Below are 25,977 nucleotides of genomic sequence, written 5' to 3'. Positions count from 1 at the left end.
AGGAGATAGATTATGGAAATGTCATCCACACAACGTTTAATTTTAGCCAACCAATACAAATTAATGGGGTTATTGGACCCGGATAATGCGGCTAAATATCAACGTTTGGAAACCATCGTTAAAGGTGGCTTTGCATTAGAATTGCGCGAACTGGATAAAGAATTTTCCGCCATTTCGGAAGAAGAGTGCCGCACCGTCTTAAACACATTGGAAATGTACAAAGCGTTGCAAATTTCTTACAACAATTTGGCCGATAAATCCGACTTAAGCGAGCATCGCTTACAGTTTGTGGGTTATTGCGCCGTGCGTGAGAAAAAATTCCTTAGCTATCTTCGCTTTATCACCGGCGTGGAGGGACAATATCAAGAATTCATGCGGTGCGAACACGGTTGTGATTCCCAAACCCCAATGTGGGATAAATATTCCCGTATGTTGGAAGCCTGGAAAGCCTGCCCACATGAATATCATTTAAGTATGGCAGAAATTCAAAATATCCTGAACGCTTAAGAAAACGTTAAAAAAAATCACCGCACTTTCGGTTTCAAAGTGCGGTGTTTTTTTATAGTGAATGGGTAACGATTACAAATAGAATTTCTCAACTACTTTTAGGTTGTCGTCTAATTTGTAAACCAACGGCTGACCGGTTGGGATTTCTAAATCCATGATATCTGCATCGGAAATGCCTTCAATGTGTTTTGCCAAGGCACGTAGAGAGTTACCGTGCGCGACCACTAAAACATGTTTTCCGCTTAATAATGCCGGTGCGATTTGGTCTTCCCAGAACGGAAGTACACGTTCTAAGGTCACTTTTAAGTTTTCGCCATCCGGAATCACATCATCCGGCAAGTGTGCGTAACGGCGGTCATTGTGGGCGGAATTCGGGTCTTTCGGATCTAATAATGGTGGTAAGGTGTCATAAGAACGGCGCCAAATATGAACTTGCTCATCACCGTATTTTTCGGCGGTGGCTTTTTTGTCTAAGCCTTGTAATTCACCGTAGTGACGTTCGTTCAAACGCCAGTTTTTCACTTGCGGAATCCATAGTTGGTGGGATTCTTCCAATACGATGTTACAGGTTTTGATCGCGCGGGTTAAAACGGAAGTGAAAGCAATGTCGAATTCAAAGCCGGCATCCAATAATTTTTTGCCTGCCGCTTTCGCTTCTTCCACACCGCGTTCGGTTAAATTTACATCACGCCAACCGGTAAATAAGTTTTTTGCATTCCATTCACTGAAGCCGTGACGAATAAAAACTAATTCCATGATAGATCTCCTAAGATTGATTAAAAAACTACGTCATTTATAGCAAAAAAACGTTTTTTTTGAAAGGGAAAACTCTTTTAATTTCCACCGCACTTGGGCTTAAAAATGGCTAATTCGATTGATATTTGTCATTGTTTGGCAATGGACGGTTTTTACGGGCAATCGATTGCCTTTGAGAGAACTATGAAATAGATCAAATTGTTGCAAATTAATCTGAAATAAACATTTTAATTTTAGTGTTTTTTAGATAGGCTAGGCAGAGTTTTTGGTGTTTTATTTTCTAGAAGGAGGACATGATGACAACACTTTTTGATATTGCACAAAATTGGTTAAACCAAGATCCGGATGCCGAAACACACGCAGAATTGACCGCACTTTTAACGGCGGCGAAAGGTGGAGATGCAAAAGCTGAAGCCGAACTTGCTGCGCGTTTTGACGGACGTTTGCAATTCGGTACCGCCGGTTTACGTGGTCCTCTGCAAGCGGGCTCCATGGGCATGAATCGCGTGTTGGTCGCACAAGCGGCGGGTGGTTTGGCTGATTATTTAAAAGATTATGACAAACAACCTTCTATTGTGATTGGTTACGACGGTCGTAAAAATTCCGATATTTTCGCTCGCGACACCGCTGAAATCATGGCAGGTGCCGGTATTAAAGCCTATTTATTGCCTCGCAAACTGCCGACTCCGGTATTGGCTTATGCCATTCAATATTTTGACACCACGGCAGGTGTCATGGTTACCGCCAGCCATAACCCGCCGGAAGATAACGGTTATAAAGTCTATTTAGGCAAAGCCAACGGTGGCGGACAAATCGTTTCCCCTGCGGATAAAGACATTGCCGCATTAATCGACAAGGTGGCCGCCGGCAGCATTAACAACCTACCGCGTAGCCAAGATTACACCGTATTGGACGACACCATCGTTGATGCTTACATTGCAAAAACAGCTTCACTCGCCAAAGAGCCGCAAACTGACATTAACTACGTTTATACTGCCATGCACGGCGTGGGCTATGAAGTATTAAGCAAAACGTTAACCAAAGCAGGTTTGCCACAACCGCATATCGTAGCTGAGCAAGTTTGGCCGGACGGCACCTTCCCAACCGTGAACTTCCCGAATCCGGAGGAAAAAGGCGCATTAGATTTGGCAATTCAAGTGGCAAAAGAAAAGAATGCCGAATTCATCATTGCCAATGACCCGGATGCCGACCGTTTAGCGGTTGCCGTGCCTGATGCACAAGGCAATTGGAAATCATTACACGGCAACGTAGTTGGTTGTTTCTTGGGTTGGTATTTAGCCAAACAATATCAAGCACAAGGTAAAAAAGGAGTATTAGCCTGCTCTTTAGTGTCTTCTCCGGCCTTGGCGGAAATTGCCAAACGTTATGGATTTGAGTCTGAAGAAACCTTAACCGGCTTCAAATATATTGGTAAAGTGCAAGGCTTGTTATTCGGCTTTGAAGAAGCCTTGGGTTATTTGGTTGACCCGGACAAAGTGCGCGACAAAGACGGTATTTCCGCTGCCATCGTGTTCTTGGATTTGGTCCGTAACTTGAAAAAACAAGGCAAAACATTGGCTGATTACGCTGATGAATTCACGAAAGAATTCGGCGCTTATGTAAGCGGACAAATTTCTATCCGCGTTAGCGATCTTGCTGAAATCGGCAAATTAATGACCGCACTTCGTAACGACCCACCAAGCGAAATCGGCGGTTTCAACGTGGCACAATTTATTGACCACACCAAAACCGAACGCCAAAATGACATTCTCGTCTTTATTTTAGAAAACGGTAGCCGTCTTATTGCCCGTCCATCCGGTACCGAACCGAAAATCAAGTTCTACCTTGATTCCCGCGGTACTGATGCTAAAGATGCAGAACAAGTCTTGGCTAATTTTGACAGCGCCGTCCGTTCCCTTCTTCGTCAAGAGGCTTATGGGAAACAGGATTGTTAATAGATTAATTCCGTGAAATAAAAAACGGTAGGTGAATTGCCTACCGTTTTTTTGTACTACAGCCTAGAAATATCAAACCATATAAAACAATTCAATATTTTGCAGAGAAATCATTGTTTTTATCGCGTAATTAAGCGGTTTTCTTTTCAAATAACTTAATCATTGGTAATACAACCAAACAGCATAGCGCCCCCACGGTTATACCAACGGCAATTGTGGATAGTATTCCCAACCCACCTTCAGCGATTTGGTAATCTGCCAGCAAATGATGCAATGTTTCAACGTTATGTACAAAAATCCCGCCACCTACAAGGAACATGGCAACGGTGCCGATAAAACTTAGGGAACGCATAAATTTAGGCATGATAAATAAAATGCCTTTGCCTATCGTTTCGGCTACGCCGCCTTTTTTTATAAGAAATACACCGAAATCATCTGCTTTCACGATTAAGGCCACAATGCCATAAACCACAAGGGTAATGCCTAGCCCGATAATGATAAGCGAGATAATTTGTGTGAGGATGTCCGCGTCGGAAAGTTCGCCTAAAGCAATAATAATGATTTCGGCAGAAAGAATGAAATCGGTACGAATGGCACCTTTAATTTTGGCTTTTTCATCAAAAGGTTTGTTGTCTTCATGGGGGTCGTCGTGGTGAGCAAAAAAGAATTTGTGCAGAATTTTTTCCACACCTTCGAAACATAAATATGCCCCACCGATCATTAATAGTGGGACAATTAACGCGGGCAGAAAGGCGGATAACAAAAGCGCTATCGGGATTAAAATGATTTTGTTGACTAATGAGCCTTTAGTTACCGCCCACACAATAGGCAATTCCCGTTCTGCGGTAGCGCCGGTGACTTGGTTGGCGTTCAATGCCAAATCATCGCCTACGACGCCGACAGTCTTTTTGGCGGCGACTTTGGTCATCACCGAGACATCATCCAACAATGAGGCAATATCGTCTAATAAAGTAAATAAGGAGCTAAAAGCCATTTTCTTTCCTTGTGTTAAAAATAATCAAAATAAGCGTGTATTGTGGGATGATGCTGAGCATCCGTCAACGGGAATTTTAGGCAGGAAAGTGCGGTGGGTTTTCGTTGAGTTTTTGAGTTGTGAATATTTGCTTAGGTCTGCCGGCAATTAATGGTATATTTAGCGCGTTTTATTAAAGGGAATAAGTAGGTTATGTGGCAACAATTGAGTAAAATTAAGCATGAGCAATCTCTTATCGGCGGGGCGAAAAATATTCGTGCCGTAAGTCGCAGTTTTATTCAATTGAAAAAAACATGTTCAATTTTGACCGCACTTTTCCTTTTTACCTCCTTTTCTTTTGCCGCTCAAGGCGATGACTTATCGAAAATTCATCAGCAAATTAAACAACAAGAACAAAAAATTGCGGGTCAAAAAGCCGAGCAGCAAAAGTTGCAATCCACACTTAAAAATCAAGAAAATCAGATTAACAATGTGATTGGCAAATTACGTCAAACGGAATCTGATTTGAAAGAAATTCGCAAAAGCATTAGCGATACCGATAAGCAAATCAAACAGTTACAAAAACAGGAAAAAGAACAAAAAGCGAAACTGGCGAAGCAGTTAGATTCGGCGTATCGTTCCGGCGCGAATGCTTCGGTTGCGCAGCGAATGTTGTCGGAGAAAGGGCAAAACGCCGATCGCATGAAAGCGTATTATGCCCATTTGAATCAAGCGCGCATGAAACTCATTGAGGATTTGCAGAATACACAAACGCAGTTGGCAAAACAAAAAGATGTGATTGCCGAACAACATAAAGAACAACAGACACAACTTGCCGATCAGAAGAAGCAGCAGCAAGAGTTGCAAAAGGTGCAGAAGGAGCGTCAATCCACCTTGAATCAGCTGAATCAAAGTTTAAGCCGTGACGAAAGTAAATTAGAAGCGCTGAAAGCCAATGAAAATGCCCTTCGTCAGGAAATTCAACGGGCAGAGCAAGCGGCACGTCAACAGGAACAACGTGAGCGGGACGCCTTGGCGCAGAAAAAACAGGCGGAAGAAACCAAAACGCAGAAACCTTATCAGCCCACTGCACAGGAGCGTCAGTTGTTAAGCAGTTCGTCCGGCTTAGGCAAACCGGCTAAACAATATGCCTTTCCGGTGAGCGGAAAAATTGTGAATAGTTTTGGTTCTACACAAATGGGCGAATTGCGCTGGAAGGGAATTGTGATTGCTGCCGGAAGCGGTACGTCGGTCAAAGCCATTGCCGATGGGCGGGTGATTCTCGCTAACTGGTTACAAGGCTATGGTTTGATGGTGATCGTCAAACATGGCGAAAATGATTTAAGTTTATATGGTTATAACCAATCCGTTGCAGTGAAAGAAGGTCAACTAGTGAAAGCCGGGCAGAAAATCGGTGAAGTTGGTAACAGCGGAGGACAATCCAAAAGCGGGTTGTATTTTGAAATTCGTCGTAAAGGCGTGGCGGTGAATCCGGTAGGTTGGTTACGATGAACGTGACAAGAAAAACGTTGTTTTTTTTATTCATAAGCTCACTCGTTCGCTTATTCACCCTGAAAAGGGTCGTTGGCAAAGCCAACGTTGAAAAAACGTTATTTTTTTTGACCGCACTTTTGCTGTCGCCTTCGGTGTATTCTGCCAAACTTGCCATTGTTATTGATGATTTAGGCTATCACCCCAAGGAAGATGCACAAATTCTCGCGTTACCTCAAGCGGTTTCCGTGGCGATTATTCCCGCCGCACCACACGCTAAAGCGCGCAACCAACAGGCACATCAACAAGGACGCGATATTCTGATCCACATGCCTATGGAAACCCTGTCTAAAACCAAGATTGAAGGTGGCGGGCTACATTTAGGCATGACGCAAGATGAAGTGAATCAACGCGTACAAACGGCCAAACATATCGTATCTAATGCCATTGGGATGAACAATCACATGGGGAGTGCCGCCACCGCTGATGTGCCATTAATGACGAAATTAATGACCGCACTTCGTGAACATCATTTATTTTTTCTCGATAGCCGTACCATTGGGCGTAGCGTAGCGGGGAAAATGGCAAAAGAGCAGGGCGTACGCGCGTTAGATCGGCACATATTTTTAGACGATAGCGATGCTTTTGCCGATGTTCAACGCCAATTTCAGGCTGCTGTGCAGTATGCCCAAAAACATGGTACTGCCATTGCTATTGGTCATCCGCGTAAAAATACCATTGCAGTGTTGCAGGCCGGCATTGCCAATTTGCCGTCAGATGTGCAGTTGGTTTCTATGGGCAGTCTTTGGCGGAATGAAAAAGTGGTACCGCCGAAACCGTTTATTTTCCTCTTTAGCGCCACACCCGCCCCAACCTCGGCGCCACCTTATGAAAATGTGCCATCGCTACGTGGCGTGCCTTAAATGTTGCTATATAATACCGCATTTTTATATAGTGAATTGGCTTTGATTTAACCGGATTCTTTCGATAACCTCTGCAACAATCGATCCATTGCCCGATATCCCAATGCTTCCGCTAAATGTCGTTGGGTGATTTGCGGCTCCTCCTCCAAATCCGCGATGGTGCGGGAGACTTTAAGTATGCGGTGATATGCGCGTACGGAAAGCCCTAGTTTGGTCAGGGCATTTTCGAGAAATAATGCGTCTTTGCTTTCCAGTTTACAATCCCGTTCAATTTCTTTACCGGTTAAATGGGCGTTTATTTTGCCTGCACGTTCTAATTGGATGTTGCGGGTTTTTAACACTTTTTCACGGACGATTGCGCTAGGTTCGCCACGCTCCGTATTATTTTGCAAACTGCCTTGTGGCAACAAAGGCACTTCAATGGATAAATCAAAACGATCCAGAAATGGGCCGGAGAGACGATTTAAATACCGCATGATTTGTTGCGGCGACGTACGATTGTGTGTCCCTTGATAATGCCCCGTTGGGCTTGGGTTCATCGCCGCAATAAGCTGAAACCTTGCCGGAAACTGAATTTTGGCATTGGCACGCGAAATAATGATTTCGCCACTTTCTAACGGTTGGCGTAAAGCATCCAGCACCTTACGTTCAAATTCAGGCAGTTCGTCTAAAAAAAGCACACCATTATGTGCGAGAGAAATTTCGCCGGGTTTTGGAATTGTGCCGCTGTCAAAGTTACAAATAAGTGGCATAATCGGCAAAACTTAGAACGATAGAATAAGGCTTTAGCCTATTTTTTTACCCTTAGAAGATACTATTTAATGACATAAAAGCTATAAATAGCTGTCAAAATATATTAAAAGATACCAATAAAGGTCAAATTATTCATGAAAACAGAATCCACTTTCCAACAGGTTCGTAAGATCAAACCAACACGCCTTAGCGTATCAGGTTTACTCCCTTTTAAAGATGGAGTAAGCATTCCTTACGAATCTACGCTTGAGCGAGATCTCTTGCTTTATTTTACTTATATGCCTGCGGTAGAGGAAATCATTTCTCAACCTGTTCGCATTCTGTTTGTGAAAAATAGAATGACTTATCCTTACACGCCTGATTTTTTTATTCGTTTCAATGATGGACGACCATCGCTTTTGATTGAAGTAAAACCGAAATCAAAATGGCAGGAACATTGGCGTGATTGGAAAGAAAAATGGAAAGCGGCAATGGCATTCAGCAAAAAGAACGAGTGCATCTTCCATATTTATGATGAAGATAGAGTTCGTCACCTTGCGTTATTCAACATTAACGCGGTTCAACGTTACAAACGATTACAGTGTGATCCTGAAGATATTGAAGCAATACTTACTCAAGTTAAGTTACACGGCAGTACCACGATAGATTTTCTACTCTCTCGATTATTTACAGGTTCACTTTATCGAACCAAAGGATTGCAAATTATCTATCACTTATTAGTAACCAAGCAACTGACTTGCAACTGGTTTGAACCATTATCTGAATTTACCGAAGTTTGGGGGTATTCAAATGACTAAAGGATTTATTCATCCTCGCTATCACGGTCGATTAGAGCGTGGTCGCCTAATTCTGCAAAAAGGCAACGTTTATGTAAACTGCGAAGATGGCGAACAATATGAGTTGATTGAGTATTTAGATGAAGATGCACAAGTGATGATCCGAAACCTTCATACTCGCCAAAGTAAGATTGCCAGTATTCATCAGCTTGAAAATTTGAAAGTGAATGAACGCGAAGATGTTTCTGTTGATTTAAGTGCCATCAGCGACGAATACTGGGAAAAAGCGTTAGAAAAATACGAAATGATTAAGCCGTTGCTTAATTATGAACAACATTGTCCTGCTTCTGTAAAAGAACGTGCAAAAGAAGTGGGGGTGAGTGATCGAAGTTTATATCGTTGGATCCAAGCGTACAACTCTCTCGGCTCTATCGCTGGTTTAGTAAGTCGCAAGCGTGGCTGGGCGGAAGGTAATTCGCGTTTAAGCAAAGAACAAGATGAGTTGGTGACAGTGGTTATCAATGAGTTTTATCTACATAAACAACGCCCAACGATTGAACAGACGATCCGTGAAGTGCAGCGTGTCGCCAGTCAAAAAGGGCTTGATAGCCCAAGTCGCCGCACAATCCGACAACGTATTTTGCGTATTTCAGAAGAAGAAAGATTGCGTAAACGCGGGCAGAAAGAGAAAGCGAAAAATAAATTTACGCCGAAGCCAAATAGCTTCCCGAACGTAGATTTTCCTTTAAGTGTTATTCAAATCGACCATACGCCTGTTGATTTAATTATTGTAGATAACCAGTATCGTAAGCCGATTGGCAGACCTTACCTAACATTGGCAATGGATGTATATAGCCGAATGATTACTGGATACTATCTATCACTTGATGCACCGTCGGTAACATCGGTTGCAATGTGTATTGCTCGCAGCATTTTGCCGAAAGAACGCCTATTACTAGATCATAATGTGAAAGGTGAATGGGGGGTGTTTGGTTATCCAAATAAAATCCATGTTGATAACGGTGCAGATTTCCGCTCGCTTGATTTATCAAAATCTTGTGAGGCACACGGCATAGCCCTTGAGTTCCGTCCTGTTGGCCGTCCTGAATTTGGCGGACACATTGAGCGTGTGATCGGTACGTTTATGAAAGAAGTTCACGGTTTGAGTGGTACAACATTCTCGAACACGAAAGAGAAAGATACTTATCAATCGGAAGCTGAAGCCGTGATGACCTTAGATGAATTTGAAACATGGCTGGTTAACTACATTGTAAACGTGTATCACAAACGGACTCACTCTGCTTTAGGTATGTCGCCTGTTCAAAAATGGAAATTAGGGATTTTGGGTGATAAAGATCACGTTGGTTGTGGTTATCCGCAACTGCCTGTTGATGAACAAACAGTGTTACTTGATTTCTTGCCAAGTGAAAAACGGACTATTCAGCATAATGGCGTAACGATTGATGGTTTACGTTACTATGATGTGGCACTTAATATGTACATTAACGATTCCGATGAAAGCGGTAAGAGCAAGGAATTTTTATTCCGTCGAGATCCTCGTAATATCGGCAGGATTTGGTTCTATGATCCGAAGTTGAAATGTTATTTCCCGATTCCGTTTGCCGACCAGTCTTTACCTGATATGAGTATTTGGGAATACAAACAGGTTCGTCAGTTCTTGAAAGATAAAGATGAAAAACTCATTCACTCGCAGCAGATCCACGATGCATTAACTGAAATGCGTGAATTGGTTGAACAGTCTGCACTGCGGACGAAGAAAGCTCGGAGACTGGCTCAACGGCAGAAAGTCCACGCGAAAAGTAAGGTAGTGATCCCAACAAGTTTACCCGAAAGCAAACCAACAGAAACAGTCAAAACACCTGCTTCTAACTTGCTTTTAGATAATGAGTTCACGTTTGGAGATATTGAATAATGGAAAAACAATATGAGTATGTTCACGAAAAATTCCGTCATTTAGTGACTGCAAGCAATCAGGAACGGATTGAGTTTTTAGATAAACCACGTTGGGTAGGTTATGCTGTTGCGAATCGAATTATTGAGAATTTAGTTTCCTTAATGAATAAGCCGAAACGCCCTCGTATGTTCAATTTGTTGGTAGTCGGTGATTCTAACAATGGGAAAACTACGCTTATTCGACACTTTTATGATTTGTACGGCATACCTTTCGTGGACAGCCAGTCGGACGGGATACGCCCCATTATTTTGGCAGAAGCACCGCCGAGTGCAAATGAAAAAGAGCTTTATATCTCGTTACTGGAGCGTTTTTATGTTCCATATCGACCAACGGATAGCGTAGCTAAATTGCGTTATCAGACGATTCACTTATTCCGTGAGTACAAGGTGAAAATGCTGATTATTGACGAATTTCATTCATTGCTTGTAGGTACACCGCGTTTACAACGCCAAGTGATGAATGCGATTAAGATGCTATGTAATGAGTTGCAGATTCCGATTGTAGGCGTAGGTACAAAAGATGCAATCCGTGTTTTACACACCGATCCGCAGCACGCCAGTCGTTTTGATGTAGCGGAGTTGCCAACGTGGAAATTGGATAAGGATTTTCAAAAATTACTCTTCCAATTTCAAGGTATTTTGCCATTGAAGAAATGTTCTAATCTTCAATCGCCAGAGTTAGCAACCAAAATCCATACGATTTCAGGTGGTAACTTAGGGAACGTACATCGCTTATTAACTGCCTGTGCTGTTGAAGCTATCAATACAGGTACAGAGCAAATTACTTTAGACATTATTGAGCATAACTCATGGGTACAACCAACACAGGGCTTTCGAAAAATTATCAGGTAAAATCAGGTGTTATCCGAACATCGCTTTACCCAAGTGAAAGCATTAGTTCATGGCTTATTCGTGCTGCATTAGATTGTGGCACAGAGCCTATCATTTTTACTGGCTTTTATTGGGATAAGTGGCGACTATGGATATATGATTTAGATAGAGGGTTTGAACCGATTGCACCGAAGATTTATGAAGATATTAGGGCGTTATCGTTTAATCAGCAGGTAAACTTAGCCAACCATTCGCTTTATTCCGTATTGAGACCGATTAATGGCGAAAGCACCCTTATTAAAGGTCAAGCGAAGTGGGTGATTTCAAGAGGTTCGCGTAATCGCACTTTTCGTGTCGGTCAATCTTATTGTCCTTGTTGCTTAGAGGAAACACCTTATTTGCGTAATGAATGGCGTTTTGCGTGGCATTTTGGTTGTTCGAAACATCAAGTTTTACTTGAATCTAAATGCCCTTGTTGTGGCGAACTGTATCAACCTCATTTGCTTTCCGCAGAAAAACGACACTTAAATTACTGTCATCAATGTGGTGAGAAATTACAGGTTGCTACAACAGCACTTAATGAAATAGAAATCGCAACAATGGAAACGCTTGATAACGTGTTTATGACTAATTCAGGTGAATGTTTTGGAAAACGTGTGGATGCACAAATATACTTTGCTATATTGCGTTCCTTCATCAATTTTGTTCGGTGTGTAGCACTCGCAAAATCTACTCACGCTTTTGCAAGATTTGTGGAAGAATGTGGCATTTTCCAAGCAGAAATATGCCAAACCAAAACCGCCCTTGCGTTTGAACAACTTCCTGTTGAAGAACGTAAAAATTTACTGGTAAACGCGATTAAAATCCTAAATTTATCAAGTAAGGATTTCATTCAGGCTATTCAACAAAGCGGTATAACACAAAAGGCGTTTGCCTTTGAAAACTACCCTACGGAGCTTGATACACTCTTTAAATATGCACCAGAAGGCAAAACCGTAAACCGTAAAACAGTAACCAATAAACCTAAAACCGATTCTGTTTTAAGTCTAAACCGTCAATGGGAACGCTTAAAACGACAGTTAAAAATCGTAGCATGAAAATCACCAAGATTCGCTCTCAAAAGAGAAATAGTTGCTCTATTTGTGGCAAAGCTCAAGTCACACGCAAATTCCAAGAGGAATATTATTGCGCAAATTGCTACGCTCAATGGTTTAAGAAAAATACTTGTAAGCGGTGCGGACAACTCAAGCGTATTCACCGCGAGGGTGAACTTTGTCTTGAATGCGAAAAATTAACGGATTGCGTGCGCTGCGGTAAAGAAGCGGGTACATTTGAAATTGGAATGGTAAGTCGCTACGGTGCAGTATGTAGTTCTTGTATTCGTTATTTTCGAGAGGAAATAGAATGTTCAGAATGTTGTAAAATGACACGCGACAGATACCGTTCACCAGTAACGAACGAATCTATCTGTTTGCAGTGCTATCGTCGATATACCTTTGCAACTTGTAAGAATTGCCGTCGTTATCGTAAGGTTTATAACCAAGAGAAACAGTTGTGCAAGAAATGTGACGAAAAGTTACTTTCAATTTGCCCGAAATGCAAAGGTGAAATGCCATCGGGTTACGGTAATGTTTGCCCTGATTGTGCAAGACGAACCCTGTTATTCAACATGATTCGGTTGAATGTTCATATCTTTCGCAATAAAGCAATAAAAACCGCCTATAAGAAATTCATTTTCTGGTATATGCGAAAGTGTGGTATCGGCGTTGCTTTGCGTAAAAGCTCAGATTTTATGCGCTTCTTCATTGATTGTGATGATATTTGGCAGAAAATTCCTGATTATGCGGAATTGGTAACACACTTTAAACCAAATGGGTTACGTGCCAATTTAACGATATTGCGTTGGTTACTTGATACGAATCAAGTTGTCATTGATGAAGCCTTGAAAGACGATTTAGCGGAATTAGAACGCATACAAGCACTCTTTAATAAACTCAAAAAGTCAGTACATTGTATCGCAAGCTATTATCAGAAATTACAACGGCGATGTGATGAGGGTAAAACTTCACTTAAATCAGTACGATTAGCCTTGCAGCCTGCGATAGACCTAATCAGCGCTAACGAGATTACGGATTACCCGACACAAGACCAATTAAACCAGTATCTTGTGGAAAAGTCAGGTCAAACGGCGGCAATAACAGGTTTTATCAACCACTTGAAATCGGAGTATCACCGAGAACTTGAAATCGACTGTAAATTGATTCAGCAAATTAAGGCTAAACAGCTTAAAAAACATTGTGCTCGACGGTTAGTTGAACTCTACAAAAAGTCCAAGCTTACCGATAACGAACAAATGGAGCTGATTTATGTGGTGCTATATAGTCTGCATAGTATAGAGGTCAAAAAACCTAAACGAGACAGTATCTTACTGGTTAATGGTGTAGCCTACTACCATAGTGGAAATAAGGATTATTTCCTACCGCAAGATATTATATGTAAATTAAAATGATAAAAAAGAAATGTGACATTATCGAATATCACATTTTCTTTTATTATGATTGTACTGGAGGGGTGTCCCTTAATACTTTTTCATGGAAACGACAAAAATGAATAGAGATTTTAAATAGAAACAAATAAAACCCAAACTGGCTTAGGGTAAACACCTTTTTAATTATTTGCGATGATTTCTTACCTTGAAAATAATGCATTGGAAGAGAACGTACATCATCAAAAATAACTATTGATTCAGGAAAGTTTCCCATTGTAGGAAGATAAAACAAAGATGTTACTTTTTGCTTTTTAATTGCCTCAATTTTTGAGTTTATTTGGTTTTCTGCAATTCCTGCTTTTATTAATCTATTCCTATATACTTCTAGCTCTACAATAGGAGCAAAAAGAATATTTGGAGGTAGTTCTCTTTTATTTTCTGTTGAAATATCACAGCTATTGCTTAGTATTATCCCTTTTATAGAGCGCTTTCTTGAAGTTACTACATCAACAATATCCAACCCTTCCCATCCATCACCTTGTAATTCATCATTTGGGTAATATGACGTGTAATAATTAATATTGTTTGGGAAATTTTCTAAGTTCTTTACAAATCCCTCTTTAGCATCTTTATCTTGCGTCAAATAAAACGGTATATGTTCAACAATATTATCTAAAATATTTGCATCCATAAAATCAATTAACTTTGGTATAAATCAAAAATATCATCAAATAGCACTTTGGAGAACTCCTCTCCAAGAGATTCTTGCTCAGAAAGTAAACTTGCCAAAAATACATTCAAATTTTTTAAGATTTCATTTTCATTATGGTCTATTTTTTTATATTTAGAGTTAATTGAAAATGTTTCATCTATACTTTTAGATGAATATGGGCTAGATGATATATTATGTTTGCTTTGATAATGTGAATTTGCTTTTTCTACATAACTAGAATCAATAGTGCTATTTAATATCAAAATAGACAAAATCATATTAAGAAGAATTGAGTTTGTGCTGCTCGTTTTTGAGTTGTAATTAATCATATTCAGCTCCTAATGTCTTTTTAATTGTTTCTTCTTTAAGACAGCTAAAAAATATAGATTTACTTGTTTGATGTATTTCCTCTAAATCATTTTCCAAGTTATCTTTTAATTGTTCAATAGTGCTGTTAATTATCTTTATCGAATCAATATCAATTATTACACCATTCTTTGTTTTGTTTAAATCTTCATATGTTGCATTAGATATAATTTGAATTATATTCATTAAACCATTTTTTATAATATCCATTCTAATTTGGTATGGTTGATTTTCTAACTTCTCATCTCCTATAGATAGGGATATATCAACCAAGTTGACTTGCTCTTCAATACTATCAGCTTCAATTAAATCAATATATTTAATTGAAAATCTTTCAATGCTTTCAATTAAATTATTATCAATAAGTATTGATAATATTGATTTTATTTTTTCTTTAAAACTTCCCCAGCCTTTATATGGTAAAATACAAGAGATGGAAATGCTATTATCACCAATCAGTACATGGTAATCTGATAACTTAACCCTAATTAGTGGGAGATACTTCATGTTAGGTTCATTTTTTCGAATAAACTCTGGTATATCATACTGTGGTAATCTCTCTAAAAATTTTTCTTCATCCTTTATACTTGAAAACAAGATACCTGGAAAAATCCCAGATAAAGGGATGTTTTCTCTTGTAGCTAAACGACATTCGAAAATAGCATCGATTAATGGCTCTGCTTTAAGTTTGGTTGGTAAAGTCATAAAGTAATCCTAGAGTTGGCGTATAACGACATAGTCAATGGCTTGAATGTTAATTTATTGTACTGGGATTTTACTCTAAAAGGCATTCCTCTGTACATAAAAATACGGTTTTTATGTAAAAATTTGTTATTTTTGCGATCTCGCTCGAAAAAAATTGAAATGGATTTCTCGGCAGAAATCGCTCGACTGCTAAAGTAGTGCCCAGTTGTCAACCAAACTAACTGGAGCTTATATGAACAGTACAAACAACGAATCTACTTTGTCTCTTAAACAACAATTCAAACTATGGCTTGAACAAGAGCAAAAAGAGGATGAAATGATTGCCTTTGCAACGATTCCACATATTTTAAGACGGTTTGATCGCCGACTCGCAATCATCAAAGGGAATCATCTTGAAAAACGTTACCTGCGTGAGTGGCGTGAAGCATTCCGTATAGATAGAGAATTTTTCGGATATAAAATTAGAGGCTGCCCTAGATGACAACTAAAACTCCACTTAGGTCAAGTATAACTTGATATTTATCTATTAGCCCCAATATACACACTAGCTAGCTTTAATGAAACTAAAACATTTTTTAGGTGCTAGTTTTTATAGAGGAAATCATCATGTCTAAGCCTAGAGGAAAATACATAAATACGTCTGAAGATTGGGAATTAAATCACTTTTTAAGTAAGCATGGATATCGAGAAACAGAAAATAACCGAGCACAATTAATTGGAATTATTGATAATGTTAAAGATAAATTGGGTGTAAAAAGCTCAGAAAATCTTTCTCATGTTCAAATTGATGAATATCATGAAAAATTCCCAAATACCTTTTCTAAATTAGAAAAAAATAGCTCTAAGTAATTTAGGGTAATAGCCAGAACTTGGTTCAACATCCAATACTAAGTGACACCGTCTGCAAAGCCTTTCCAAACAATATTGTGAAAGGCATTTCTTGGAGTGGCAGATAAAGAGCGTAATTCTATGTTAAAAAAGGATATTTAAAAATATTACATTACAAATATTCCTTTAAATAACTTACAACAAATCTAGCAGACAATATACATCCAGTCTTATGATAATCATCATTTTTCTGTGAATCTCCTAGATCAACAACAGCTTTAGCGCCAAAAAATTTTGGTTTAGATAAAGAACTTTTTGCACTAGCATAAACTGCACTCATTTCCATTTCAATTCCTGATAATTTTTCGAAAGCCCTGTGTTGGTTGTACCCATGCGTTATGCTCAATAATGTCTAAAGTAATTTTCTAACCCCGTTCCAAACCCAATTATTATTTGTCTTTTTAGCCTCCTTGTGTCTAAATAACGACATTTTTCCGTCCTTAGAATCCACATAATCGCTACTTACGCCTTCACTTGATATAATTTCAATAAACAATTTAAATAAGTTCTCACTTCGACTCTCAATATCTACTTCGCTTGATAAGAACTGTTGTATATTCTGCGGTTCGTAGAGCACGCTACTAAAGCCTGAGTTTTCTTTTTCGTTTCTCGCAGGAAAACTTAGTACAAAGAATGTTCTTTGTTGCACATCTACTCGCAATATTAACGTTGCGATGGGATAGTATTGTTCCAGAGAATCAAGGATTTCTTCTAATGAGACTAACGTAAACTTATCGTTTTCGTTAAATCCTAGTTTAGGTGTGTACCAATAGACCTTAGCACCTTGTTCATTGCGTAGACGTTTAGCATGTTCCCAAACGGTATCAAGGCGTGATTTTCCTTTGATTTCATCCGTATTTGGAATATCATAGAAACAGTTGGCAATGCCTGTAAGACCTGTTTTTCCTTGTTTCTCACCTACACCGTAATTTTCTGGTTCATCGTAATTTAAGAATTTAACTTTGCCACCTTTTTCAGTTTCTTGAACAAGCTGAATACGGTTAATTGTTCGCTCTTCACCAAGTAATTTCAGATGTTCAATAACATCAGCCGTTACAAGGTTATTCACGTTATCTAATGCAATATCGAGCTTTTCAAGTTCATGTTCTCGCTCTTGTTTTCGAGTTCTGTATTGAGGTTCTCCGTCTTTTTGTCCTTTACCACCTTTATTTGTTTTTATTGCAGAATGGTAATAAAGGTTAATTGGCTCGCCTTGTGGTTGGCTAATCCCTGTAATTTGGCAGCAAAGCACTGAATTTCCTAACTCAATACCATAGAATGAAAGCATGATTGGTTTGTCGTGCCAGCAAGGAATGCGATAGTGCGGTCTTTCTTGACCTTTAGAAAAGATGATTTTAGTCGTTATATCTTTTACGACTGTTTTTGTGTAAGCGTCATATTTCAAGTGATAAAGAAACACCGCGTCTTTCGTGGAAAGGTTATTCGGTACGAACACGCCTTTTTCTTTGAAAAATTCATTCAGGTGTAATTTCTTCTCAACCTTACTCCAGTTGTCTGTAATCAAGATGCGTTTTAACTCGCTCGAATAACCATAGTGAGCCATAAAGAAGTGTAACGGATGAACAATATAAGACTTACTATCACCTTCAGGCTTAATAACAAGTAACTGATTTCCATCGCTTTTAAATATTTTCAAATAAGCTGAATGAACGTATTTATCTGCTTCAAATGGATGAGATTCCTTATTTACCCAAAGTGGCTCATAGGTTAATCCCTCACTCTTTGAAAAGGTAACTTTAAACTCTTTAAGTTTAAACTTATATTCCGACTCACCATTCTTCCAAATACTGCCGAATGGAATTTTATGCAGGTAGTTGATAGGTAAAGCAATCTTAAAGAAACTTTGGCATTCTTCACCTGTTTTCTTGTTTGTATAGGTAGGATTGGTTAAATTGATAAAAGTGACTTCAACGAGTGTTTTAGATTTATCTAGTGAAAGACGGTTTTCATACCAAGTGGCAACGTACTCATGTTCTTTATTGTAAAAACCGCGAAGAGGTTTTTCAAAATACTTTTCTAAATTAAGTGAACAACGCCAGCGAACTCTCTCTAAATTATTCTTGCCGAAATATGACATAATCCACTTCCTTTTCAGTCAGTTAAATAGACAAGTAGATTATAAATGATTTGGATTATAAGGTGACAATTATTTGTATCTTTTGACAGTTATTTGTCATTTTAACAGCCGCCTCCCACTAAAGCCGGCGTGGACGCGCTGTGATGTGGGGCGCGGAAAGGGCGTTGTTTCCAATTATGAAAATTCAGTTCATTTTGCACGAGACTGGCAACGGAGGCGGTTTCGATGGCCTCTTGGTCGGTCATTTCCGGTAACAGCCCCGTTAAACGACTGGCAAGCATGGTTTTACCGGTGCCGGGTGGGCCCAGAAATAACAAGTTATGTTGCCCGGCTGCGGCAATAATCAGCGCCCGCTTGGCGTGTTGTTGACCGATAATATCCGTGAGATCTTTTTGATTTTCGCCGCTAAAATCCACCGCACTTTGAGCCGTCATGTCCTTTGCTAAAGGCAGTTCCCCTTGATTATTGAGAAATTGCACAACTTCAAGCAATGAATGGGCAAAATACGTTTCTTGATCGGAGACCAATGAGGCCTCATTGGCATTGCCATAAGCGATAATACATTTTCGTTTTGCTTTTTTGGCAGCCAAAATGGCAGGAATTACGCCATGTACCGCGCGGAGTTGACCGGTTAATGCCAACTCACCGATAAATTCAAATTGTTTTAATTTTTCCGCATCAATATAGCCTGAAGCCGCAAGCATACCGATAGCAATAGGTAAGTCAAAACGTCCGCCTTCTTTGGGTAAATCAGCCGGTGCGAGATTGACGGTAATGCGTTTGGCGGGATATTTGAATTCGGCATTCAGCAATGCACTACGAACCCGATCTTGTGCTTCTTTAACAGTTTTTTCCGGCAATCCAACCAACGTAAAGTTAGGCTTGCCGTTACTTAAATGCACTTCAATCGTCACTAAAGGCGCCTGCACGCCCATTGAAGCACGACTGTAAACGATGGCTAAAGACATTTTGTCCTCCGTAAATAATAGGAGTGACAACATAAAAAAAGCGTGTTGTGAAGGCTACTTCAAACACACTTTTTTGGGAGATGGATCGCAAAACAGGGATTTAATTATGCAAAATTCGGAGCAAACCAACTATCTAATTTAGCGGCGAGGCGGTCGATGCCCGTGCGTTTTAGGGCAGAGAAGGCTTCCACTTGAATATCGCCTTGAAACGGCAAAATAGCTTCGCGTACCATTTTGACTTGTTTGCTACGTTCGCTTTGGCTGAGTTTATCGGCCTTGGTGAGGAGCAATAAAATCGGCAGGTCGGCAGATACCGCCCATTCAATCATTTGCTGATCCAAATCTTTTAACGGATGACGGATATCCATTAAAACGATGATACCCGCAAGGCATTCGCGTTTTTGCAAATATTCACCCAAGGCGTGTTGCCATTGCTGTTTCATTTGTTCCGGCACGGCAGCATAGCCATAGCCGGGTAAATCCACCAATTTACATTGCGGTTCCACTTCAAAAAGATTAATTAATTGAGTGCGTCCCGGCGTTTTGGAGGTTCTGGCTAAGTTTTTTTGGTTAGTGAGCGCATTTAGTGCAGTGGATTTTCCTGCGTTGGAGCGTCCGGCAAAGGCGATTTCAATGCCACTGTCTTCAGGTAAGCTTTTTAGATTTGGCGCACTGGTAAGAAAATGGGTTTTATGATAATTCAGTTTGATATCCGACATTTTTCCGTCTCATAGGTGATTGGTCGATGAAATTGGCGGCTAGCATACTTTATCAAGCCTAAAAAAACGATAAAAAAATGCAAAAAAGTATCGATTATGCGAAAATACGCGCTAATTTTTTATTCATTTTTAAACTTAAATAATACCAATGACCGAACAGAGCCTTTATCAATGGCCTAATCCGCTGTTTTTATATCCGGATCAGGGAAAAAAATCTTATCGTATGAAGCGTTTTCGCTATCATTTGCGTTCGCTTTTACATTGGCGAATCATCAAAAAATTCGAGCGTTTTGTGAATCAAGATCCGTCATTAGCCACTTTACTCAATGCTCACCCGAATTTTAGTTATCCGTTGGTACATCGTTTTTTGGATAAGCGTTTTAACACGAAACAACGCTTTGATGAAATGTGCGACAACCTGACGTTTTTACCGAAAAAATTGACCGCACTTGGTTTGCCGCCACTTTGGCAACAGCCGATTTCCTTTGGCGAGGTGATTCCGGAGTTTGAGTTGACCTTGAAACTGAGCGAGCATCAGCCAATGGAGGGATTTTGGACATTGGAATTAACCCATGTGCCAACAGGGGAATTGATTTATTTATTAACCTTCGGGAAAGTGCAGCATGCGCTCTTGATCGCCGTGATTCAAGGTCCGAACTTTGAAGGTTCAAAAGAGATGGTAAAATTGCTCACTAAAAAATGCCACGGTTTGCGTCCGGCCTATTTAATGGTGGAGGCAATGAAAGCTTTAACTGTCACCTTGGGGTATTCCGCGCTTTGGGGCATTCCACATAAATATCAAAACAAATCCCGTTTCGTGCAAAGCAAGCGGTATGTGGTGGACTATGATGCGATCTTTGCCGAATCCGCGGGGAAACTTGGTGAATATTGGGAGTTACCGCTACATTTTGAAACCAAGAACATGGATGATATTCCAAGTAACAAACGTTCTATGTATCGCAAACGTTATGCTATGTTGGAACAGCTACGGGAAAATATGGCGACAGCGTTAAAAGTGCGGTAGGAATTTGTCGTAAAAAACGCGAGGAAAAACGACCGCACTTTAGCGAAATAAGCCCATCAAACGATGGGCTTTTGGTTATCGGTTTAAATTTACTGCGCCTTGATACCCCAGTTGGCGCCAGGCTTCATATATCGTGACGGCAACGGAATTGGAGAGATTCATGCTGCGGCTATTAGCCGTCATTGGAATGCGGATTTTTTGTTCCGCCGGCATGTTGTTTAAAATGTCCATCGGAATGCCGCGGGTTTCCGGGCCGAACATTAAATAGTCGCCCAATTCAAATGTTACTTCGCTATGTGCCGGTGTGCCTTTTGTCGTTAAGGCAAATAAGCGCTTCGGTTGTTCACTTTGCAAAAATGCCTCAAAGGTTTTGTGCTTTTTGATGTCGGCAAATTCGTGGTAATCCAAGCCGGAGCGACGCAATTTCTTGTCATCCCACGTAAAACCCAATGGTTCGATTAAATGTAACCGAAAGCCGGTGTTGGCGCATAAGCGAATGATATTTCCGGTGTTTTGGGGAATTTCCGGTTCGTATAAAACAATATCTAACATGATGTTCCTGATGGTAAAAATAAACGGCTTATTATAGGCGCAAAAAATGGCATCTAAAAGCGCTCATAAAAAAATCCTCGTCAATGTCGCGAGGATTTTTCTTAAACGATTCATTAAACGTTATACCAACCCACTAAATAGGCTTGGTCTAAAATATGGCCTTGCATGGCATAATGCAGGTCATTAAAACGGAAACCTTGTGGCAAGTTGAGTTTGGTATCTAGTGCATAAACATAAAGTTCATAGCGATGGTTTGAATTCGGTGGCGCCATGCCGCCGTAAGCGGAGGCTTCTTTGATATCAAACTTGCCTAATACACTTGCCCAACTGTTTGCACCTTGCACGAAATCCGTGGCGCTTTGGCTTTCGTTTTCCTTAATGGAGGTGCGCTCCAAGTCGGCAATCAGCCAGTGGATCCAAACAAAACCTGAGGCGGTGATGGCGTCTTTATCCTCTAGCACTACCGCGAAGGATTTGGTGCCGGCGGGTGCGTCGGTGATCTCAAAAGGAATGGAGTACGTTGGCATGCCGTTTGGGCTAAATTGATCCCCCCGTTTGCCGTATTTGTCGGCGAAATGTCCATTTTCAATGGCTGAACTGGTGACTTTCATTTTAATTTCCTCCGTAAAAAAACGTGTAAAAAAATGACCGCACTTTTTTACCTCATATTGGCTGAAAGTGCGGTCTCATTTTACGGTGTTTTTACAGTGGCTTCAAATTACCAACCTTTAACCACGCCGTCTTTAAAGTGTTTTTTCGCTTCTTGTTCCACTTCCGGAGTTTGGTAGGCTTTCACAAAATCTTGTACCGCTTTGCTATCTTTGTTATCAGTGCGCGATACGATAATGTTTACATACGGGGAATCTTTATCTTCCACGAACACGCCGTGATCTTGCGCATTCAAGCCAACCTGACCGGCATAGTTGTTATTCACCACAGCCAAATCAACATCGTCTAAGGCGCGTGCCGCAACGGAGGTATCCACTTCTTTCACTTGTAAATGTTTTGGATTTTCAACGATATCCATGGAAGTAGAGAACAGATTGGTTGAATCTTTTAATTTAATGAGTCCTTGTTTTTCCAATAAAATCAACGCACGGGCAAGGTTGCTTGGGTCATTTGGTACGGCAATCACTGCGCCATCTTGCAAATCATTTACACTTTTGATTTTTTTGGAATAGCCCGCTAACGGATAAACAAAAGTATTGCCCACGATAACGAGGTTGTTTAAGCCTTTCGCTTGGGAATCTTTGTCTAAATACGGTTTGTGTTGCATGGCGTTAGCATCTAAATCGCCTTTGGAAACGGCCGTGTTTGGTAAGGCATAGTCGTTGAATAAAACATACTCTACGTCTAAGTTATATTTTTCTTTTGCGACTCTGGCAGCGATTTCGGCCACTTCGTGCTCAGGACCCGCCATTACGCCGACTTTGATTTTTGCCGGCGCCTCTGCTGCCGGTTTGCCTGCCGGTGCGGCTTCTGCTTTTTTCTCTTCGTTACATGCTGTTAGGGCGAAAACAGAGGCTAATGTTGCTACGCCTAATAATTTTTTTAAGTTCATAAAGAATCCTCTTATTTATGATGCTATGTTTGCTTGGTTGATTAACGATGATCTACGCGTTTTGCTAAATCATCGCCCAGTTTTTGTGAAATCATAACGAATACCACGATGATGATCGTGGTTATCCACTTGACGTAAACCATATTGCGATATTCACCGTAGTTGATGGCAAGACTGCCTAAACCGCCGCCGCCGACAATGCCCGCCATAGCGGAGTAACCCACCAAGGTGACTAACGTTAAGGTAATTCCGTTAATTAAGGTTGGTAGCGCTTCCGGTAAATAGAATTTTCGAATAATTTGCCAGTTGGTTGCTCCCATGGCTTTTGCCGCTTCCGTTAAACCTTTTGGAATTTCAACTAATGCATTCGCGGTGAGCCTTGCGACAAACGGCATGGCGCAAATGCTTAACGGGATAATTGCTGCAGTTGTCCCCAACGTAGTATTTAACACAAAACGGGTGAACGGCAATAAGATAATTAACAAAATAATAAACGGGATTGAACGTCCGATGTTAATGATGATATTTAGCATCAGATTGAGACGTGAATTCTGCAGAATTTCACCTTTGCTGGTTAAAAAGGTCAGCACGCCAAAAGGTAAACCGACGACCACTGCTAGAAGGGTTGAGGCGAAACTGATATACACGGTTTCATAGGTGGAAACCCACACCGCTTGCCACATTTGAGGCGTAAGTTGCGTTAAAAAATCATTCCACATAGCCTAATACCTCAACGCGTACATTGTTTTCCATTAAATAAATTTTAGTTTGTGTGATGGCGTCTTCATCACCTTCTACTTCAGCCACCGTGAACCCAAATTTTACACCGCCGGCATATTCAATTTGCGAGGTTAAGATGCTTAATTCCACACCGAATTTTTTGGAAGCTTGGGATAACAATGGTGCATCCACGGAGCGTCCGGTAAATTCAAATTTGATAATTGGGTAGGACTTAGCGTGTTTCGGCGTTTGTAACAGATTATCGAGATATTCATCCGGCAAATTGACATTAAAGGTAGAACGAATAAATTGTTGCGCCAGTTCGGTTTTCGGATTAGAGAAAATGTCGCTCACCGAACCTTGCTCCACCAGTTTGCCGTGATCGATAATGGCGACTAAATCACAAATGCGTTTGACAACATCCATTTCGTGGGTAATTAAGAGAATGGTGATGCCTAAAGTGCGGTTGATTTCTTTTAATAATTTTAAGATGGAATGTGTGGTGGCCGGATCCAAGGCACTGGTGGCTTCGTCACATAATAACACTTTAGGATCGCTTGCTAGTGCACGTGCAATGGCAACGCGCTGTTTTTGTCCGCCGGATAAATTAGCAGGATAAACATTTTTTTTATCACTTAGACCGACTAATGACAGTAATTCATTTACTTTGGCTTCGATGTCCTTTTGGGGTACGCCTTCTAATTCTAAGGGGAGTGCCACATTACCGAAAACGGTGCGTGAGCTTAGCAAATTAAAATGTTGAAAAATCATGCCGATATTACGACGTTCTAATACTAATTCGGCATCACTTAATTGGGTAAGATCATTGCCATCAATGATGACCGAGCCCTCAGAGGGTTTTTCCAATAGGTTTACACAACGAATTAGGGTGCTTTTGCCTGCACCGGACGCGCCGATAACACCACAGATATGGCCTTTCGGAATCTCTAAGGAAACATTATCAAGTGCGGTCAGTTTTTTGCCTGAAACGTTGAAAATTTTGCTTACATTTTTTAGCTTAATCATATAAGCCCTTTGATTCTTTACTTATTTATGAAAATTAAGTTTGTATTCTAGACGTCTAGAATGCCGTGTCAACATTTTATCCGCCATATTATTATAATTGTTTGTTCTTAGCTAGAATAAAATAGCAGGTGTTTGCATGGTGCGAAAATAAAGAAGATAATCGTTAAGGAACTCAACTATAGGAAGAATAAAATGAACAAAGCAGTGTTTTTAGATCGTGATGGCACATTAAATATTGATTATGGATATGTACATAAAATCGATGATTTTCACTTTATTGAAGGAAGTATTGAAGCACTTAAAAAATTAAAGGAAATGGGATATTTATTAGTATTAGTGACAAATCAATCAGGTATTGCCCGAGGTTATTTTACCGAACAGGAATTTTTGCAATTAACGGAGTGGATGGATTGGTCATTGGCAGATCGTGGTGTGGATTTGGACGGCATCTATTACTGCCCGCATCATCCGGAGGCAAAACTTGCGGAATTTAAACAGGATTGTGACTGTCGCAAGCCTAAATCGGGGATGTTGTTGCAGGCGATTGAAGAATTGAATATTGATCCGGCAAGGTCGATTATGATCGGTGATAAAGTCGAGGATATATTTGCAGGCCAAGGCGCAAAGATCAGAACGAATATTTTAGTGAGAACGGGCAAAGAGGTTACCGCAAAGGAGGAAGATGAAGCAGACCATGTTTTAGATTCTATTGCGGAACTGCCAAGTTTAATTTTTAGTCAAAAGATCTAAAAAATAATCAATTGAAAAATATTTTGCAAAAAATTGCAAAAAGGGGTTGCAAGGTTGTGATAAAAACCTATAATACGCCCCACAACGACGCGCCGTTGTAAAGCACTAAACAGCGCGTCGTTTTTTGTTCTTTAACAATCAATCAGACAAACTGTGTGGGCACTTGAAGATTCGTTTTTAAAAGAATTTTAAAATTGAACTGAATAGTGCTACGAAACAATCGTTTATTTATAGATAGATTAATTAGCTAGCAGTATTGAGCGATTAAACTTTTTGAATTGAAGAGTTTGATCCTGGCTCAGATTGAACGCTGGCGGCAGGCTTAACACATGCAACTCGAACGGTAGCAGGTAAGTACTGGTACTTATGCTGACGAGTGGCGGACGGGTGAGTAATGCTTGGGGAGCTGGCTTATGGAGGGGGATAACGACGGGAAACTGTCGCTAATACCGCGTAGAATC

General features: G+C 40.4%; 26 protein-coding genes, 1 rRNA gene and 2 pseudogenes (1 of these 29 only partly in view). 14 read left to right on the top strand and 15 right to left on the bottom strand.

Annotation, left to right across the window (positions count from 1 at the left end; genetic code table 11):
• Positions 1-12 precede the first annotated feature (12 nt).
• Positions 13-507 carry a YfbU family protein gene (locus DK428_RS04040; protein WP_109065001.1) on the top strand — a complete coding sequence of 165 codons (495 nt, stop codon included), beginning with the start codon at positions 13-15 and terminating at the stop codon, positions 505-507.
• 72 nt (positions 508-579) lie between these two features.
• Here the strand turns inward: DK428_RS04040 and DK428_RS04035 are convergent, their stop codons facing one another.
• Positions 580-1,263 (bottom strand): 2,3-diphosphoglycerate-dependent phosphoglycerate mutase, encoded by a 684-nt coding sequence (locus DK428_RS04035; RefSeq protein WP_109065002.1) that lies wholly within the window; start codon positions 1,261-1,263, stop codon positions 580-582.
• Positions 1,264-1,559: 296 nt separating this feature from the next.
• Here DK428_RS04035 and DK428_RS04030 point away from each other — a divergent pair, with 296 nt between their 5' ends.
• Positions 1,560-3,218 carry a phospho-sugar mutase gene (locus DK428_RS04030; RefSeq protein ID WP_109065003.1) on the top strand — a complete coding sequence of 553 codons (1,659 nt, stop codon included), beginning with the start codon at positions 1,560-1,562 and terminating at the stop codon, positions 3,216-3,218.
• 130 nt (positions 3,219-3,348) lie between these two features.
• On the opposite strand, the gene DK428_RS04025 is transcribed toward DK428_RS04030, so the two are convergent.
• Positions 3,349-4,212 carry a DUF808 domain-containing protein gene (locus DK428_RS04025; RefSeq protein ID WP_109065004.1) on the bottom strand — a complete coding sequence of 288 codons (864 nt, stop codon included), beginning with the start codon at positions 4,210-4,212 and terminating at the stop codon, positions 3,349-3,351.
• A 192-nt stretch (positions 4,213-4,404) separates the two neighbouring features.
• Between DK428_RS04025 and envC the strand changes: the two genes are divergently transcribed.
• Positions 4,405-5,703: a murein hydrolase activator EnvC gene (gene envC / locus DK428_RS04020; RefSeq protein WP_239493795.1), complete on the top strand. Its 1,299-nt coding sequence runs from the start codon at positions 4,405-4,407 to the stop codon at positions 5,701-5,703.
• The gene (locus DK428_RS04015; RefSeq protein WP_239493794.1) at positions 5,700-6,605 is read left to right on the top strand and encodes a divergent polysaccharide deacetylase family protein; all 906 of its coding nucleotides are present in this window, start codon (positions 5,700-5,702) and stop codon (positions 6,603-6,605) included. The genes envC and DK428_RS04015 overlap by 4 nt, the downstream gene beginning before the upstream one ends.
• Before the next feature lie 47 nt (positions 6,606-6,652).
• Here the strand turns inward: DK428_RS04015 and DK428_RS04010 are convergent.
• Positions 6,653-7,330 (bottom strand): annotated as a pseudogene (locus DK428_RS04010) (ATP-binding protein); the annotation flags it as partial.
• A 162-nt stretch (positions 7,331-7,492) separates the two neighbouring features.
• Between DK428_RS04010 and DK428_RS04005 the strand changes: the two are divergent.
• Genes DK428_RS04005 through DK428_RS03985 form a run of 5 tightly spaced genes read left to right on the top strand, consistent with a single transcriptional unit; the run spans position 7,493 to position 13,448 of the window.
• Positions 7,493-8,155 carry a TnsA endonuclease N-terminal domain-containing protein gene (locus DK428_RS04005; RefSeq protein WP_109065005.1) on the top strand — a complete coding sequence of 221 codons (663 nt, stop codon included), beginning with the start codon at positions 7,493-7,495 and terminating at the stop codon, positions 8,153-8,155.
• Positions 8,148-10,067 carry a Mu transposase C-terminal domain-containing protein gene (locus DK428_RS04000; RefSeq protein WP_109065006.1) on the top strand — a complete coding sequence of 640 codons (1,920 nt, stop codon included), beginning with the start codon at positions 8,148-8,150 and terminating at the stop codon, positions 10,065-10,067. The genes DK428_RS04005 and DK428_RS04000 overlap by 8 nt, the downstream gene beginning before the upstream one ends.
• Complete coding sequence (locus DK428_RS03995; protein WP_109065007.1) at positions 10,067-10,960, top strand: TniB family NTP-binding protein; 894 nt, start codon at positions 10,067-10,069, stop codon at positions 10,958-10,960. The genes DK428_RS04000 and DK428_RS03995 overlap by 1 nt, the downstream gene beginning before the upstream one ends.
• Entirely contained in the window at positions 10,918-12,036 is a 1,119-nt protein-coding gene (locus tag DK428_RS03990; RefSeq protein WP_109065008.1) for a TniQ family protein, read from the top strand. The genes DK428_RS03995 and DK428_RS03990 overlap by 43 nt, the downstream gene beginning before the upstream one ends.
• Positions 11,997-13,448 (top strand): hypothetical protein, encoded by a 1,452-nt coding sequence (locus tag DK428_RS03985; protein WP_109065009.1) that lies wholly within the window; start codon positions 11,997-11,999, stop codon positions 13,446-13,448. The genes DK428_RS03990 and DK428_RS03985 overlap by 40 nt, the downstream gene beginning before the upstream one ends.
• Before the next feature lie 43 nt (positions 13,449-13,491).
• On the opposite strand, the gene DK428_RS03980 is transcribed toward DK428_RS03985, so the two are convergent.
• From DK428_RS03980 to DK428_RS03970, 3 genes are read right to left on the bottom strand one after another with little or no spacing between them, the layout of a single operon-like run.
• Positions 13,492-14,118, bottom strand: coding sequence for a hypothetical protein (locus tag DK428_RS03980; RefSeq protein WP_109065010.1), 627 nt, complete (start codon positions 14,116-14,118; stop codon positions 13,492-13,494).
• Between the two features lie 8 nt (positions 14,119-14,126).
• Entirely contained in the window at positions 14,127-14,468 is a 342-nt protein-coding gene (locus DK428_RS03975; protein ID WP_109065011.1) for a hypothetical protein, read from the bottom strand.
• Positions 14,461-15,210, bottom strand: coding sequence for a TIGR04255 family protein (locus tag DK428_RS03970; RefSeq protein WP_109065012.1), 750 nt, complete (start codon positions 15,208-15,210; stop codon positions 14,461-14,463). Before DK428_RS03970 ends, DK428_RS03975 begins: the two co-directional genes overlap by 8 nt.
• 232 nt (positions 15,211-15,442) lie before the next feature.
• Between DK428_RS03970 and DK428_RS03965 the strand changes: the two genes are divergently transcribed.
• Positions 15,443-15,691, top strand: coding sequence for a tRNA delta(2)-isopentenylpyrophosphate transferase (locus tag DK428_RS03965; protein ID WP_109065013.1), 249 nt, complete (start codon positions 15,443-15,445; stop codon positions 15,689-15,691).
• Positions 15,692-15,816: 125 nt separating this feature from the next.
• On the top strand, positions 15,817-16,059 hold the full coding sequence (locus DK428_RS03960; protein WP_109065014.1) for a hypothetical protein: 243 nt from the start codon (positions 15,817-15,819) through the stop codon (positions 16,057-16,059).
• Positions 16,060-16,210: 151 nt separating this feature from the next.
• On the opposite strand, the gene DK428_RS11575 is transcribed toward DK428_RS03960, so the two are convergent.
• The 4 genes and pseudogenes from DK428_RS11575 to yihA form a co-directional block, all read right to left on the bottom strand.
• Positions 16,211-16,384, bottom strand: a complete 174-nt coding sequence (locus DK428_RS11575) for a hypothetical protein (RefSeq protein ID WP_157952195.1) — start codon at positions 16,382-16,384, stop codon at positions 16,211-16,213.
• 66 nt (positions 16,385-16,450) lie between these two features.
• Positions 16,451-18,196, bottom strand: coding sequence for a hypothetical protein (locus DK428_RS11630; protein WP_162616592.1), 1,746 nt, complete (start codon positions 18,194-18,196; stop codon positions 16,451-16,453).
• A gap of 107 nt (positions 18,197-18,303) precedes the next feature.
• Positions 18,304-19,164, bottom strand: a pseudogene (locus DK428_RS03955) (YifB family Mg chelatase-like AAA ATPase); the annotation flags it as partial.
• Between the two features lie 104 nt (positions 19,165-19,268).
• Positions 19,269-19,883 carry a ribosome biogenesis GTP-binding protein YihA/YsxC gene (gene yihA, locus DK428_RS03950; RefSeq protein ID WP_109065016.1) on the bottom strand — a complete coding sequence of 205 codons (615 nt, stop codon included), beginning with the start codon at positions 19,881-19,883 and terminating at the stop codon, positions 19,269-19,271.
• 148 nt (positions 19,884-20,031) lie between these two features.
• Here yihA and DK428_RS03945 point away from each other — a divergent pair, with 148 nt between their 5' ends.
• Positions 20,032-20,907, top strand: a complete 876-nt coding sequence (locus DK428_RS03945) for a VirK/YbjX family protein (protein WP_109065017.1) — start codon at positions 20,032-20,034, stop codon at positions 20,905-20,907.
• Between the two features lie 75 nt (positions 20,908-20,982).
• Here DK428_RS03945 and trmL read toward each other — a convergent pair whose 3' ends face one another.
• From trmL to metN, 5 genes are all read right to left on the bottom strand, one after another.
• Positions 20,983-21,459, bottom strand: a complete 477-nt coding sequence (trmL, locus tag DK428_RS03940; protein WP_005702559.1) for a tRNA (uridine(34)/cytosine(34)/5-carboxymethylaminomethyluridine(34)-2'-O)-methyltransferase TrmL — start codon at positions 21,457-21,459, stop codon at positions 20,983-20,985.
• Between the two features lie 113 nt (positions 21,460-21,572).
• Positions 21,573-22,070: a YbhB/YbcL family Raf kinase inhibitor-like protein gene (locus DK428_RS03935; RefSeq protein ID WP_005702560.1), complete on the bottom strand. Its 498-nt coding sequence runs from the start codon at positions 22,068-22,070 to the stop codon at positions 21,573-21,575.
• Positions 22,071-22,177: 107 nt separating this feature from the next.
• Positions 22,178-23,020, bottom strand: coding sequence for a MetQ/NlpA family lipoprotein (locus DK428_RS03930; RefSeq protein ID WP_109065018.1), 843 nt, complete (start codon positions 23,018-23,020; stop codon positions 22,178-22,180).
• Between the two features lie 41 nt (positions 23,021-23,061).
• Complete coding sequence (locus tag DK428_RS03925) at positions 23,062-23,739, bottom strand: methionine ABC transporter permease (protein WP_109065019.1); 678 nt, start codon at positions 23,737-23,739, stop codon at positions 23,062-23,064.
• Positions 23,729-24,766, bottom strand: coding sequence for a methionine ABC transporter ATP-binding protein MetN (metN, locus tag DK428_RS03920; protein WP_109065020.1), 1,038 nt, complete (start codon positions 24,764-24,766; stop codon positions 23,729-23,731). Before metN ends, DK428_RS03925 begins: the two co-directional genes overlap by 11 nt.
• Before the next feature lie 192 nt (positions 24,767-24,958).
• Here metN and gmhB point away from each other — a divergent pair, with 192 nt between their 5' ends.
• Entirely contained in the window at positions 24,959-25,516 is a 558-nt protein-coding gene (gmhB, locus tag DK428_RS03915) for a D-glycero-beta-D-manno-heptose 1,7-bisphosphate 7-phosphatase (protein ID WP_109065021.1), read from the top strand.
• A 275-nt stretch (positions 25,517-25,791) separates the two neighbouring features.
• Positions 25,792-25,977, top strand: a 16S ribosomal RNA gene (locus DK428_RS03910) (it continues 1,354 nt past the right edge of the window).

It is taken from the genome of Aggregatibacter kilianii, from assembly GCF_003130255.1.
Taxonomy (GTDB): domain Bacteria; phylum Pseudomonadota; class Gammaproteobacteria; order Enterobacterales; family Pasteurellaceae; genus Aggregatibacter; species Aggregatibacter kilianii.
This window is presented reverse-complemented; position numbering and strand designations above follow the sequence as displayed.